The sequence below is a fragment of the Micromonospora sp. NPDC018662 genome (assembly GCF_044391475.1).
Lineage (GTDB): Bacteria > Actinomycetota > Actinomycetes > Mycobacteriales > Micromonosporaceae > Micromonospora.
The window spans coordinates 35,822-50,060 of the sequence record NZ_JBISAC010000001.1; the positions used below are offsets into that span (position 1 = coordinate 35,822).

The 14,239-nt window shown below is 72.9% G+C and carries 10 protein-coding genes; all 10 read left to right on the top strand.

Going from position 1 to position 14,239, the window contains the following annotated elements; all coding sequences use genetic code 11:
* The first annotated feature begins 200 nt into the window (after positions 1 to 200).
* The 10 genes from ACH495_RS00200 (at position 201) to ACH495_RS00245 (ending at position 14,239) form a co-directional block, all read left to right on the top strand.
* A complete protein-coding gene (locus ACH495_RS00200) occupies positions 201 to 2,051 on the top strand; it encodes a Wzz/FepE/Etk N-terminal domain-containing protein (RefSeq protein WP_396855597.1) in 1,851 nt (616 codons plus the stop codon).
* Positions 2,048 to 3,055: a DUF3048 domain-containing protein gene (locus tag ACH495_RS00205; protein WP_396855598.1), complete on the top strand. Its 1,008-nt coding sequence runs from the start codon at positions 2,048 to 2,050 to the stop codon at positions 3,053 to 3,055. Before ACH495_RS00200 ends, ACH495_RS00205 begins: the two co-directional genes overlap by 4 nt.
* The gene (locus ACH495_RS00210) at positions 3,052 to 4,542 is read left to right on the top strand and encodes an O-antigen ligase family protein (RefSeq protein ID WP_396855599.1); all 1,491 of its coding nucleotides are present in this window, start codon (positions 3,052 to 3,054) and stop codon (positions 4,540 to 4,542) included. The genes ACH495_RS00205 and ACH495_RS00210 overlap by 4 nt, the downstream gene beginning before the upstream one ends.
* Positions 4,542 to 5,747 (top strand): hypothetical protein, encoded by a 1,206-nt coding sequence (locus ACH495_RS00215; protein WP_396855600.1) that lies wholly within the window; start codon positions 4,542 to 4,544, stop codon positions 5,745 to 5,747. Before ACH495_RS00210 ends, ACH495_RS00215 begins: the two co-directional genes overlap by 1 nt.
* A 17-nt stretch (positions 5,748 to 5,764) precedes the next feature.
* The gene (locus ACH495_RS00220; protein ID WP_396855601.1) at positions 5,765 to 6,628 is read left to right on the top strand and encodes a sulfotransferase domain-containing protein; all 864 of its coding nucleotides are present in this window, start codon (positions 5,765 to 5,767) and stop codon (positions 6,626 to 6,628) included.
* Positions 6,595 to 8,214 (top strand): polysaccharide biosynthesis C-terminal domain-containing protein, encoded by a 1,620-nt coding sequence (locus ACH495_RS00225; protein WP_396855602.1) that lies wholly within the window; start codon positions 6,595 to 6,597, stop codon positions 8,212 to 8,214. The genes ACH495_RS00220 and ACH495_RS00225 overlap by 34 nt, the downstream gene beginning before the upstream one ends.
* A 30-nt stretch (positions 8,215 to 8,244) precedes the next feature.
* A complete protein-coding gene (locus tag ACH495_RS00230) occupies positions 8,245 to 9,177 on the top strand; it encodes a sulfotransferase family protein (protein WP_396855603.1) in 933 nt (310 codons plus the stop codon).
* A 144-nt stretch (positions 9,178 to 9,321) separates the two neighbouring features.
* Positions 9,322 to 10,365 (top strand): glycoside hydrolase family 26 protein, encoded by a 1,044-nt coding sequence (locus tag ACH495_RS00235; RefSeq protein WP_396855604.1) that lies wholly within the window; start codon positions 9,322 to 9,324, stop codon positions 10,363 to 10,365.
* Positions 10,366 to 10,582: 217 nt separating this feature from the next.
* A complete protein-coding gene (locus ACH495_RS00240; protein WP_396855605.1) occupies positions 10,583 to 13,639 on the top strand; it encodes a malectin domain-containing carbohydrate-binding protein in 3,057 nt (1,018 codons plus the stop codon).
* 150 nt (positions 13,640 to 13,789) lie between these two features.
* Positions 13,790 to 14,239 carry an NUDIX domain-containing protein gene (locus ACH495_RS00245; RefSeq protein WP_396855606.1) on the top strand — a complete coding sequence of 150 codons (450 nt, stop codon included), beginning with the start codon at positions 13,790 to 13,792 and terminating at the stop codon, positions 14,237 to 14,239.

Sequence of the window (14,239 nt, forward strand, 5' to 3'; positions counted from 1 at the left end):
GTCGGGCCCGATGCCGGGAAACCCGCTGAATGGCCAGCACCAATCGGCCATCTCTCCGCGGGCTGCCCACACCTGGGCAGGCTTACCGGAACGTGAGCAGACTTTCCCTCAACGTTCGGATCGGGGACACTCGAAGTCACGGTCAGTTCCAGCTGTGCCGTGGACTGCCCGGCTCGGTCGAAAGGGAGCGACAGACTCTGATGCCCTCACCCCATTTGGCCGAGAACGACTCCGACGGTCTTGCCCTGATGGCGTACCTGGGCTGGTTGCGCCGCCGCTGGTGGATCCTGCTGCTCGCCGCGGTCCTCGGCCTGGCCGGCGGCCTGGCGATCAACCAACTCCAGGACGCGCGCTACACCTCGACCACCTCGCTGCTGGTGCGCCCGCTCGGCTCCGGCGCGGAGAGCAACCCGAACGCCAAGGTCAACCTCGACACCGAGGCGCAGGTGGTCCGGTCGCTCGTGGTGGCGGAGCGGGCCAAGGGCCTGATGAAGGTCACCACCGGCGGCGACGAGCTGGTCAAGTCCGTGACCGTCAGCGTCCCGCCGAACAGCCAGATCCTCCAGGTGGCCTACGAGGCGGGCACCCCGGCCCAGGCGCAGGCGGGCTCGCACGCCTTCGCGCAGGCCTACCTCGACCTGCGCAAGGCCACCGCGCAGAAGGCGCTGGAGAACGAGACCACCGCGCTCAAGCAGCAGATCGCCGGCCTGAACAAGGAGCTCAGCGCCGTCGCGGGGCGGATCGCGGCGGCCCCGGCCAACTCCCCGGAGCGGGAGCGCGCCGAGGCCGACCGCAGCGTGCTGACCAACCAGCTCAACGGGTTGAACAACCGGCTCAGCCCGCTGGTCTCGGCCGACTCCGACCCCGGTGAGATCATCTCCGACGCCCGGCTGCCCGAGCGGCCCAGTTCGCCGAACCGCACGCTCAACCTGGCCAGCGGCATGGGCGCGGGGCTGCTGCTCGGCATCGTGCTGGCGCTGGTGCTGGACCGGCTCGACACCCGGATCCGGCGCGGACGCGACATCTCCGACCGGGTCGGCCTGCCGCTGCTGCTGGAGCTGACGACCCGCCCGCCGTCGCTCTCCGTCCTGCCCGCCACCCACCGGATCTCCCGCGAGCTGGGCCGGCTGCGCAACGTGCTGCTCTCCGCCGTCCCCGAGTCGGCCCAGGCCGGTCGCGGTCGTCAGCTCCTGCTCTGCGACGGCTCGGCCGGCACCGCCGCCGGGTTCGTCGCCGCCAACCTGGCCGCCGCGTACGCCCGCACCGGCGCGCAGGTCGCGCTGGTCACCACCAAGCCGGACTCGGCGCTGAGCGGCATCACCGGGGTCGCCGAGGGGCGGCACAGCCTCGCCTCGGTGCTCCGCCGCGACGTGCCGGCGCTCAAGGCGCTCGCGCCGGTGCCGGGCCTCGGTCAGCTCCGGGTGCTCGTCCCCGGCGACCTGGACGCGGAGGTCGAGCTGCCGGTCGCCGGCCTGCTGGAGATCCTGCACGAGCTGACCGCGCGCTTCGACCACGTGCTGATCGAGACCGGGCAGCCGACCCAGGCCGTGGAGGCGCAGGCGCTGGGCCGGTACGTCGACGCGGTGATCGTGGTGGCCGAGTCCGGCAAGACCCGCAGCGGTGAGATCACCGCCGCCCTCCAGCAGTTCGAGCAGGTGAACGCGCCGGTCATCGGTGCGGTGCTGGCACCGCGCCTGCCCGCGCCGACCGGTGGCGCCACCCGCCCGGCCACGCCGGCCGGCTCGACCGCCCCGGCGACGCCGGCCGCCAACCGGCCCAAGCCGCGGCCGAGTCCCGGCCCGTCCGCCGAGTCGACCATGGTGCTGCCGCGCATGCAGTCGTCCCGTTCCGGCCCGGGCGCCGGGTCGGCGAAGCCGGCGGCTCCGGGCAAGGGCGCCGCGTCGGTGAAGCCGCCGGCCGGTCCGGGCAAGCCGCAGGCCGGTCCCGGCAAGCCGATGCCGGTCAACGGCACCGGCGGCACCTACCGGTCCCGGGGTGACGGTGGCGACGGCCGCAGCTACGCCATCGACTCCGGCGAGGACCTGGGGTGAACCGCCGGCAGATGTTCCGCGCCGCCCTCGCGCCGGCCGTCGTCCTCGGCGTCGGCACCGGGTGCAGCGAGCCGCAGCCCAAGCCGGGCAGCGTCGACGTGGCCGACCCGGGCAGCGTCGCCGCGACGCCACCGTCGGCCAGCCCGACCTCGAGCCTGCCCACGGGCCCGCTGACCGGGGCGCCGGTGGGCACCCCGGCGGCGGCCACCCGCCAGGCGGTCGCGGTGCCGATGCGGGTGAGCCCCGCCACCACCCCGGCCGGGCTGGACGCCGCCGATCTGGTCTACGCCGAGTTCGCCGAGTCGGACACGCTGCACCTGACCGCCGTGTTCCACTCCCGGGACGCCACCAAGATCGGGCCGGTCACCGAGATCCGGCCGGTCGACATCCGCTCGGTCTCGGTGCTGCGCCCGTTCGTGGGGTACGCCGGCGGTCCGACCGGTTTCCTCAGCCAGTTCGAGAGTTCCGACCTGGACGGCGTCACCCCGGACGACGACGGGAAGGTCTTCAGCGGCGACTACACGTCGACGGCCGCGCTGCTCAAGGCCGCCCCGAAGGGGGGTCAGCCGCCCACGCCGGCGCTGGACCACGCCACCGACGGCGACGCGCTGGCCGCCCGGGACCTGACCCCCGCCACCGAGCTGTCGATCACGGTCTCCGGCGGCCCGCCGATGGTCTGGCGGTACGACCAGCCGAAGGCCCGCTGGGTGGGCAAGGTCGGCACCGCCACGGTGACCGCCACCTCGGTGATCGTGCTGACGATGGAATACCGCACGCTCGAGGTCCGCAAGCCGTCGTTCCGCGCGCTGCCGTCGGCGAACGTCTTCGGCGAGGGCGCGGTGGTCGCGGTGTCCGGTCCGAGCAGCGCGAAGGGCCGCTGGCGCAAGCCCGGCCTGGGGATGGTCTGCACGCTCGCCGACGCCGGGGGCGACCTGCTGCACCCGCAGCCCGGCAACGCCTGGGTGATCTACGCGCCGACCACCGCCAAGGTCACCGTGAAATGAGCACCGTCACCCCACCCCGCCCGGCGCGCGGGTCGGTCCCGGTGGGCGCGGTGGTGGCGGCGCCCGGGGGCAACCGGCTCGCGCCGGTCCGCGCCCGGCCGAAGGGCTGGTCGTGGCGGCTGCCGACCGCGTGGCCGCTGATCTCGCTCTTCCTGCTCTGGCCGGTGTGGTGGGCGCTCGGCGTGTCCAGCTTCGTCTTCATCATCTTCGCGGTCCCGATGCTGGTGCAGATGGCGCGGCGGGGTCCGATCCGGACGCCGGCCGGCTTCGGGATCTGGTTGCTGCTGCTGCTCTGGCTGTTCCTGTCCGTGCTCACGCTCGGGCTCACCGCGCCGGACACACTGCCGCCGGGCGGTGGCGGCGGCCGCTACCTCGGCTGGGGCATCCGGCTGGCCAACTTCGTCGCCATGACCGTCGCCATGCTCTACGTCTACAACCTCAGCGAGCGGGAGCTGTCCCGGCGCCGGATGATCCGCCTGTTCGGGTTCATGGGCGTGGTGGTGGTCATCGGCGGCTGGCTCGGCTCGCTCTTCCCCACCATGGGGTTCGTCGCGCCGCTGCGCTTCGTCCTGCCGCACTCGATCGCCACCCACCCCTTCGTCGCCTCGCTGATGGACGTGAAGTTCGCCCAGGTGCAGCAGGTGATCGAGGGGGAGGCCAGCTCACCCCGACCGTCCGCGCCGTTCACCTACACGAACTCGTGGGGCGAGAACACCGCGATCCTGCTGGTCTGGCTGATCGTCGGCTGGGTGGTGCTGGGCAAGCCGCTGCGCCGTACCGCCGGCGTGGCCGTCGCGCTGGCCGCCATCTTCCCGATCATCTACTCGCTCAACCGCGGCCTCTGGATCGGTCTCGGCATCGCCGCGGTCTACGTGGCGATCCGGCTCGCGCTGCGCGGCCGGATGGTGGTGCTCGGCGGGCTCGCCCTGGCGGTCGGGCTGATCGGCGTGCTGATCGTCGCCACCCCGCTCGGCCGCACGTTCGACGAACGGCTGCAGAACGGGCACAGCGACGACATCCGCACCACGCTGTCCGAGGGCGCGGTCACCGCGGCCAACCACTCGCCGATCCTCGGCTACGGCGGCAACCGGGCGCTGATCGGCAGCAACCGGTCCATCGCCATCGGCAAGTCCGACGACTGCAAGCAGTGCGGCAACCGGGAGCTGGGCAGCAACGGCCAGCTCTGGGCGCTGCTCGTCGGCCAGGGCTGGGTCGGCGCGCTGGCCTACAACGGCTTCTTCCTCTACTGCCTCTGGCGCTACCGACGCGACCACAGCGCGATCGGGATCGCCGGCACGCTCGTCATCATCCTGATGCTCTTCTTCCAGTTCACCTACGGCGCACTGGAAGCCACCCTCGCCTACGCCCTGATCTCGGTCGCCCTGCTGGCCCGCAACGACCGGCTCCGCCGGGCACTCGCGCCGGCGCCACCCAAGGGCACGATCGCCGGGCTACGGGCCCGACTGGAAGCAGCCGGTGAACGTTGATGGTGCTCCGCGTACCCCCGGACGGCGACGGCCGCTCCGCCTACCTCGGTGAGCTGGCCGGCCTGATCTGGCCCGAACCGGCCGAACCCGCGCTGCGCCGCGGCGGCGCCGGCTGGGTGGTGGTGCCCTCGGCCGCGCGCCCCCGGCTGCTGGTGCCCACCGGCTCGGGCCGGGCCGCGGCCGGGGCCGTCCGGCACTCCACCGAGGCGGTCGGCCGCAAGGCCAAGCTGGTCCGGCAGGGGCTGGCCACCGCGTTCCGACTCGGTGTCGGGCCGCTGGTGTTCCGCGACCGGCTGGTGGTCGCCGGCGGTGGGCTGGACGCCTACCTGACCGAGGTGCTGGGCGAACCGGCGCTGGTCAGCCTGCACATCGGCCCGGCCCGGGCCAACCGCAAGCCGGTGCTGCAACTGCTCGCCCCGGACGGCCGGGCCCTCGGGTACGCCAAACTCGGCGTCGACCCGCTGACCCGGGCCCTGGTCGACGCGGAGGCCGCCGCGCTGCACCGTCTCGCCGGCGTGCCGCTCGGCCCGGTCGTGCTGGCCGGGGTCCGCCATCACGGCGACTGGCACGGGCACGCGCTGCTGGTCCAGGAGGCGCTGCCGGTGCGGCTGCCCCGGGCCGCCCCGGCCGTCGCGGCGGCGGCCGAGCGGGCCGCCATGGTGGCGGTCGCCGGTTGTCTCGGCGTACGCCGGGAGTCGTGGGCGGGCAGCGGGCACGCGGCCCGGCTCACCCGGGCGGTGGACGCGCTCGGTGACCGGCCGGAGGTCGGGCGGCTGCGTGCGGCGCTGACGTCGGTCGCGGACGCCGACCCGGTGGTGGCGTTCGGCGCCTGGCACGGGGACTGGAACGGCGGCAACAGCGCGGTGCTGGCCGACGGCCGGGTGCTGGTCTGGGACTGGGAGCGGTTCGAGGCGGACGTGCCGGCCGGCTACGACGCGCTGCACCTGGCGGTGCAGGGCGCGATGAGCCACGACGGGGTGGAGCCGATCGAGGCCGCCCGCGCGTTGATCGCCGGCGCCGACCGGACGCTCGCGCCGTTCGAGCAGGTCGGTGGGGGCGCCGACCTGGTCGCCGTGCTCTACCTGGTGGAGCTGGCGGCACGTTATCTGCGGGACCGGCAGGCCGAGGCGGGTGCGCGACTGGGGCATGTCGACGCCTGGCTGCTGCCCGCCGTCGAGGAGCACCTGGCCCGCCGGGCCCGGTGAGAGTGAGGAGTGGGGACGTGACGGTGGCCAGGGAGCAGGCGCTCCGCGCGGTGAAGTCGGTGAGTCGGACGGTCGGTCGGTTGACCGCGGGCTCACGGATGGTGCCGGGATTCCTGATCGTGGGGGCGCAGCGCTGCGGCACCACCTCGCTGTTCAAGACGCTCTCGCAGCACCCCGGCGTGCTGCCGCCCGCCTACCACAAGGGCGTGCACTACTTCGACGTCGACTACCACCGGGGGATGAGCTGGTATCTCGGGCACTTCCCCACCAACGGCAAGGCGGACGCGGTGAAGGCGCAGCTCGGCGTGCGCGGGATCACCGGCGAGTCGAGCCCCTACTACATGTTCCACCCGCTGGCCGGGCAGCGGATCGCCAAGGACCTGCCGTCGGTGAAGCTGCTGGTGCTGCTGCGTGACCCGGTGGAGCGGGCCTATTCGGCGCACTCCCACGAGTTGGCCCGCGGCTACGAGACCGAGGCGGACTTCGAACGGGCGCTGGCGCTGGAGGAGCAGCGGACCGCCGGCGAGCGGGATCGGATGATCGCCGACCCGACGTACGCCAGCGAGCACCTCCAGCACAACTCCTACCTGGCCCGGGGCCGCTACATCGAGCAGGTGGAGCGGCTGGAGGCGCTGGTCGGCCGGGACCGGCTGCACGTCATCGACAGCGACGACTTCTTCGCCGACCCGCGGCCGTCCTTCGACGCGGTCTGCGACTTCCTGGAGTTGCCCCGCTGGGCGGACATCGCCTTCGGCAAGCACAACTCGCGGTCCCGTTCGCCGATGTCGGCCGAGCTGCGGGCCCGGCTGGAGGACCACTTCGCCCCATACGACGAGCGGCTGGCCACGTGGTGGGGACGCGTGCCGTCGTGGCGGCGGTGACCCGGGCGGACGCCGACGCCACTGTCGTCCTGCCGGCGGTCGGGCCGGGCGCGGGCCCGGGCGCGGGCCTGGGCGGCGCGGCCCGGCAGGGCTTCGCCAACCTGGTCGGGGTGGGGCTGGCCGCGGTGGCCGGCTTCGGTCTCAACATCGTCATCGCCCGGGGCTGGTCGGTCCGTGAGGCCGGCATGTTCTTCGCCGCCACCAGCGCCTTCATGATCGCCGCGTCGACGGCCCGGCTCGGCACCGACGTGGGCACCGTCTACTTCGTCAGCCGGCAGCGCACGCTGGACCGGCGGGACCAGATCCGCGGCACGATCCTGGCCGGCCTGCTGCCGGTGCTGGCGGTCGGCGCGCTGCTGGGCGCGGCCGGCTGGCTGGCCGCCCCGGCGCTGGCCCGGGCGACCATGCCGGAGGCCGGTCCGGGCGCGGTGACCGCGCTGCGCATCCTGCTGGCGTTCGTGCCGCTGGCCGCGCTGAACGACTACGCGCTGGCCGCCTGCCGCGGCTTCGGCCAGATGCGCCCGCTGCTGACCGTGGAGCGGCTCGGTCGCACCCTGGTGCAGTTCCTGGCCGTGGCGGTGGCCGCCTGGCTCGGGCTCTCCGCCACCGTCGCGTTGCCGGTGGCCTGGGTGGTGCCCTACCTGCTCGCCGCCGTGGTCGCGCTGATCTGGCTGGGCCGGCTGGTCGGCCGGGCCGGCCGGCAGGTGGCCCGGCCGGTCCCGACCGGCGAGATGATCGGGCCGTTCTGGCGGTTCACCGGCCCCCGCGCGGTCAGCAGCGTGGCCGCGATCGTGGTGCAGCGGCTGGACATCGTGCTGCTCAGCGCGCTCCGCGGGCCGGCGGACGCGGCGATCTACACGGCGGCGACGCGGTTCCTGGCGCTGGGTCAGCTCTCCAGCGTCGCGCTGTCCAGCTCGGTGCAGCACCGCCTGGCCGCCGCGTTCGCCCGGGACGACCGGGCCGACGCCCGGCAGCTCTACCAGGCCGCGACCGGCTGGCTGGTGCTGCTCTCCTGGCCGGCCTACCTCATCTTCGCGGCGTTCGCCGCGCCCATGCTGTCGCTGTTCGGCACCGGCTACGACGACGGCCGTCGGGTGGTCGTGCTGCTCGCGCTGACCATGCTGGTGGCGACCGGGTGCGGCATGGTCGACATGGTGCTCAACATGGCCGGCCGCACCGCGTGGACGTTCTACAACGCGATGGGCGGCACGATCCTCAACGTGGTCGCCAACGTGCTGCTCATCCCGCGCTACGGCATCCTCGGCGCGGCCCTGGCCTGGACCCTTTCCATCCTGGTCACCAACCTGGTGCCGCTGACCCAGCTCTGGTGGTCGATGCGACTGCACCCGTTCGGCGCCGGCACCCGGGCCGCGATGGCGCTGGCCGTCGTCGCGCTGGGCCTGCCGCTCGGGGCGGCCACCCTGCTCGGCGTGTCGCTTCCGGTGCTCGCGCTGGTGGCGGTCGCCGGCACGGCGGCGTACCTGGTGGGGGCGTGGCGCTGGCGGCGCACGCTGCACCTCGACGCGCTCCGGTCGCTGCGCCGGGGCCGTAACCGCGCCGGGGCGGACCCGGCGGCCCAGTCCTGACCGTTCCTGCGCACCCCGATGGGATCTTCGATGACCAGCGACTCCCCCCTCGCCCCGCACTCCGGGCTGTCCACGGTGAAGGCCGCGAAGCTGGCTGCGGTCGGCCTGCTGGCGGACCGCAAGGAACGCCGGGACCTGGAGCGGCCGGTGGAGGCCGGCAAGCGGAAGCTCACCCTGAAGGTGGAGCGGCCGATCTTCATCCTCGGCGCCCCGCGTTCCGGCACCACGTTCCTGGGTAGCTGCGTGGGCGCGTTGCCGGACGTGTCCTACCACTACGAGCCGCGGCTGACCAAGGCGGTCGCCCGCTGCGTCTACGAGGGAAGCTGGACCCCGCAGCGCGCCGCGCGTTACTTTCGCGGCTACTACGGCGCGCTGCTCGCCGCCGCCGGCCACGGTGGGCTGCGGTTCGCCGAGAAGGACCCGGAGAACTGCTTCATCGTGCCGTTCCTGGCCGACGTCTTCCCGGACGCGGTCTTCCTGCACGTCTACCGGGACGGCCGGGACGTGGCGGTGTCGCACGCCGAGCAGCCCTGGCTGAACGCCGCCTCGACCGGCACCGGGCGCAGCGGTCGCGGCGGTACGCCGTGGGGTGCCGCGCCGCGGTTCTGGGTGGAGCCGGACCGGCGCGAGGAGTTCACCCGGGTCTCCGACCTGGGTCGGTCCGCCTGGATGTGGCGGCGCTTCACCAGCAGCGCGTTGACCCAGCTCGCCGCGCTGCCCGCGGACCGGGTCCGGCACCTGCGCTACGAGGACGTGGTCACCCGGCCGGCTGAGGCGGCCGAGGTCGTCGCCGACTTCCTGACCGTCGGTGACCCGGCCGGCCGGCAGGCGTTGCACGCCCGGTTCGCGCAGGCCCGGCCCGGCTCGGTGGGGCGCTGGCGGAAGCGACTGACCGAAAAGGATCTGGCCGACGTGCTGGCCCAGGCCGGCCCGCTGTTGACGGAACTCGGCTACCACCCGTGAGGACGCTGGCACGGGTAGAGTGCCAGAGGTCGCCCGCCCGGCCCGGCGTGCCGTCCCGCTGACGCGGGGCCCGCCACCAGAATGACAGTGGGCCGGCGACCATCCTGGGGAGAGGTTGCGGTGGTACGACGGTTACGACGGACGATGGCGGCCGTGCTCGCTCTGGCCCTCCTGGCACCGGCGGTCGCGGCGTGTGACTCCGGGTCGGACGACCGGCCCGAGGAGACCGCGTCGGCGGTGCCGCCGCCCACGGTGACGCCCCGCAAGGGCGCGGTGCAGACCACCGGGCGCGGGCCGGAGCTGCCGGAGAAGGGCGCCTGGGTGGGCGCCTGGGTGAAGCCGGAGTTCCACAACGCGACCGGCCGGGTGGCGGCGTGGGACGACTTCAACCGGGCGGCCGGCGGCCAGCTCGCCATCGCGCACATGTTCCACGAGTGGAACGAGCCGTTCCCGGGCGGCACCGAGCGGGCGTTCCAGGCGCAGGGCAAGCTGCAAATGATCTCCTGGCAGGGCACCGACACCCGGTCGACGGTCAGCGGCGTCTACGACAACCTGATCCGGCAGCGGGCGCAGGACGTCAAGGCGTTCGGCGTGCCGGTGCTGTTGCGCTACCGGTGGGAGATGGACCGGCCGAACCTGGCCGCCAGCATGCACTCACCGGAGGACTACGTCGCCGCCTGGAAGCACGTGCGCGCCATCTTCACCGAGGTCGGCGTCACGAACGCGGCCTGGACGTGGTGCCCGCACGCGGACGGGTTCGCCGAGCCCGAACGCCGGGCCGCCGACTACTACCCCGGCGACGACCAGGTCGACTGGCTCTGCACCGACGTCTATCCCAGCCCGGAGTGGAACAGCTTCAGCAACCGGATGGACCACTTCATGGCGTTCGCCAAGAAGCACCCGCGGCCGGTGGTGATCGGCGAGTTCGGTCTCACCCAGGACGGCCGGCCGGGCCAGCGGGCCGAGTGGCTACGCGAGGTCGGCCCCTATCTGAAGAAGCACCCGCAGATCAAGGCCGTCATCTACTTCGCGGCCCGGCAGACCGAGAAGCCGCTGTACGACAGCACGTTCGGCAAGGACCCGGAGAGCGCGGCGGTGTTCCGCGAGCTGGCCACCGACCCGTACTTCAATCCGCCGATGCCGGATCTCAGTGCCTCCGCTGCGCCATCTCCCGCACGCACAGAGTGATCTTCACTCGTCTTTTCGTGCGACTCGGGTCGCTTCTTGAGTCAAAAAGGCCGGTCCCGGGTGGACGGGCGGTAGGCGAATGCGAGAAGGTATTGCTCTCACGTCTGCGGTCGGCCGTGCGACGCCACACCTCGCGTCGGCACCGGCCACGACCGCAGCGCCTCCGACGTTCCCCCCGGAGCAGCCTGTGCCTTCCTCGATCCTGAGACACCGCTCGGTGTCCGCCTTCGGTGCTGCCGTGCTCGGCATCGCCACCCTGTTCACACCGGTGCCGGCACTGGCCGCACCGGCGGCCACGGTCGCGCCCGACCACAGCACGCTGGTCGGCGAGGTGCCCTCGGAGAAGACGCCGAACATCAACGACGGCAACGTCGTGGCCATCCACGACGCCGGCAGCAAGGTCATCGTGGGCGGCTCGTTCACGAACGCGCAGAACCGCGGTTCCTCGCCCACCCCGGTCGACCGCCGGGGCCTGCTCGCCTTCGACAAGGCGACCGGCAAGATCGACAACGCGTTCGCGCCGGTGCTGGACGGTGACGTCACCGCGGTGGCCGCCGGTCCGACGCCGGGCACGGTCTACGTCGCCGGCACGTTCAACAAGGTCGGCGACAAGAACTTCCGCAAGCTCGCGCTGCTGAACGTCGCCGACGGCACCCCGGTCGACGGCTTCAAGGGCCCGGCGTTCAACGGCACGGTCAACGACCTCGCGCTGGTCGACGGCCACCTGCTGGTCGGCGGCATCTTCAGCACGGTCACCACGACCACCAACCGCGCCGGGCTCGCCTCGCTGAACCCGACCACCGGCGCCGTGGACGACTACCTGACCGTGTCGCTGACCGAGCACCACAACTGGACGCCGACCAACGGCGGCGCCTCGGCCGGCGTCGGCGTCGAGAAGCTGACCGTCTCGCCGGACGGCAAGCACCTCGTGGTGATCGGCAACTTCAAGAAGGCCGACGGCGCGGTGCACGACCAGATCGTGCGGATCAACCTGGGCGCCGGCTCGGCGACCGTCGCCAACTGGAACACCGACGGCTACTCCGGCGCCTGCAAGTACAGCGCGTTCGACTCGTGGGTCCGGGACGCGCAGTTCTCCCCGGACGGCAAGTACTTCGTGGTGGTCACCACCGGCGCGTCCTACCCGGGCACGCTCTGCGACTCGGCGGCCCGCTGGGAGACCGACGCCACCGGCGCCGGCCAGAAGCCGACCTGGACCAACTTCAGCGGCGGCGACACGTTCCTCTCCGTCGGCATCAGCGAGAAGGCCATCTACGTCGGCGGCCACTTCCGCTGGTCGAACAACCCGCTCGCCCGTGACAAGGCCGGGCCGGGCGCGGTGCCGCGGGCCAGCATCGCCGCCCTCGACCCGGCCAGCGGCCTGCCGCTGGCCTGGAACCCGGGCCGCCACCCGCGCGGCTACGGCGTCACCGAGATGCTGGTCACCCCGGAGGGCCTCTGGCTGGGCAGCGACCAGGAATACATCGGCAACTTCGACTACCAGCGGAAGCGGCTCGCCTTCTTCCCGCTGGACGGCGGCAGCACCCCGCACTCCACCAGCACCAAGGGCCTGCCCGGCGACGTCTACCAGGCCGGCCGCGCGGCGCAGACCGAGGTCCTCTACCGCGTCAACGCGGGCGGTCCGGCCATCCCGGCGACCGACGGCGGTCCGGACTGGGCGGCCGACACCGACGCCGCGCCCAGCCCCTACCACAACGGTGGCAACAGCGAGAAGGTGTACCCGACCAACGCGACGTTCGACGCCACGGTGCCGGCGAGCACCCCGACGACGCTGTTCAACACCGAGCGGTGGGACCAGTCGACCGCGCCGGACATGCAGTGGGACATCCCGGTCGCGGCCGGCACCCGGGTGGACGTCCGGCTCTACCTGGCCAACCGCTACCCCAAGACGGGCACGGCCGGCAAGCGCAAGTTCGACGTCAGCGTCGACGGCGTGCTCAAGCTGAACGACTTCGACCCGGTGGTGGCCGCCGGCGGCACCGACCGCGGCACCATGCAGTCCGTCTCCGTGGTCAGCGACGGCGTGGTCGACATCGACTTCGGCCGGGTCATCGAGAACCCGCTGATCCAGGGCATCGAGATCGTCAAGACCGCGCCCACGCCGGACGCCTCGGACGTGCTCTACCGGGTCAACGCCGGTGGCGACCAGCTCGCCGCGCCGAACGGCCCGGTCTGGGCCGCCGACACCCTGGCCGCGCCGAGCACCCTGCACAACGCCGGCAACACGGTGACGACGTACACCACCGACGCGACGGTCGACGGCACCGTGCCGGCCGGCACGCCGGTCCAGCTGTTCAGCAGCGAGCGGTGGGACGAGGCGCCCGCGCCGGACATGCAGTGGGACTTCCCGGTCCCGGCCGGCACGCCGGTGCAGGTGCGGCTCTACCTGGCCAACCGTTACGGCAAGACGGGCACGGTCGGCAAGCGCAAGTTCAACGTCAGCATCGACGGCGTGCAGAAGCTGAGCAACTTCGACCCGGTCGCCGCGATCGGCGCCACCAACAAGGGCACCATGCGGGCCTTCGCGGTCACCAGCGACGGCAACATCGACGTCGACTTCGGTCGCGTCCTGGAGAACCCGCTGGTGCAGGGCATCGAGGTCGTCAAGCTGCCGCCGGTGCCGCCGGCCACCACCGTCGACAGCATCACCAAGCGGTCGTACGACGGCGCGACCGGCGTCGGCAACGCGATGTCGGTGCCCAACCCGGACAACACCCGCTGGTCGGGCGTCAAGGGCGCGTTCTGGGTCGGCGGTGACCTGTTCTACGGCGTCGGCGGCGACCTCTACAAGCGCTCGTTCGACGGCACCGAGTTCGGCACCCCGAAGAAGCTCGACCCCTACCACGACGAGAAGTGGGACAAGGTCGTCACCGGCTCCGCGCCGGAGGGCTCGACCTACGCGGGCATGACCGTCAACTTCGGCGCCGAGCTGCCCAACGTGACCGCGATGTTCTACAAGAGCGGCCGCGTCTACTACGCGCTGGCCGGCCAGGCCACGCTGTTCTCGCGGCAGTTCGCGCCGGACACCGGCACGGTCGGCGCGGAGCGGACCACGATCACCGGAACGACCGCGTTCGCCGACGCGGGCGGCCTGTTCCTGGACGGCGACAAGCTCTACGTCGTCTCCCGGAGCACCGGCAGCCTGTCCTCGATGGACTGGGCGGACGGCGTGCCGACCGGTTCCGCCACCACCCGCAGCGGTCCCGCCGTCGACGACGTGGACTGGCGCGGCACCGCGGTCTTCGTCGGTCCCTGACGTTCACCTCGCACGACGCGATGGCCCGGCCGGTATCGGCCGGGCCATCGCCCGTGTAAGGCGGGGCCCCCTCTTAACGCCTGCGGTAGAGGAAGGCGCCCCGCTTAACACCACATCGCCGTGAGCGGCGCGGATGGCTACTGTCGGAGGGTGCCCACCGATCCCCTCCGCTGCGCCGGCGCGCTGATCGTCGACGACGACGGCCGCATCTTCGTCCAGCGCCGCTCGCCCCAGCGGCGTCTCTTCCCCAACTGCTGGGACATCGCCGGCGGCCACCTGGAGCCCGGTGAGGAGATCGACGACGCGCTGCGCCGGGAGGTCACCGAGGAGACCGGTTGGGCGGTGTCGCACGTGCTCGGCCTGGTCGGCGAATACCGCTACGTCGGCGACGACGGGCTGGACCGGGTGGAGACCGACTTCCTGGTCCGGGTGGACGGCGACCTGAGCCGGCCCCGACTGGCACCGGCCGAGCACACCGAGTTCCGCTGGCTGGCGGAGCGCGACATCGACCTGCTGGACGAGCACCGGGATGTCAACGACGGGCTGATCCGGCGGATCGTGGCGGACGGGTTCGCCGCGCTGCGGTCGATCGGCCTGTAA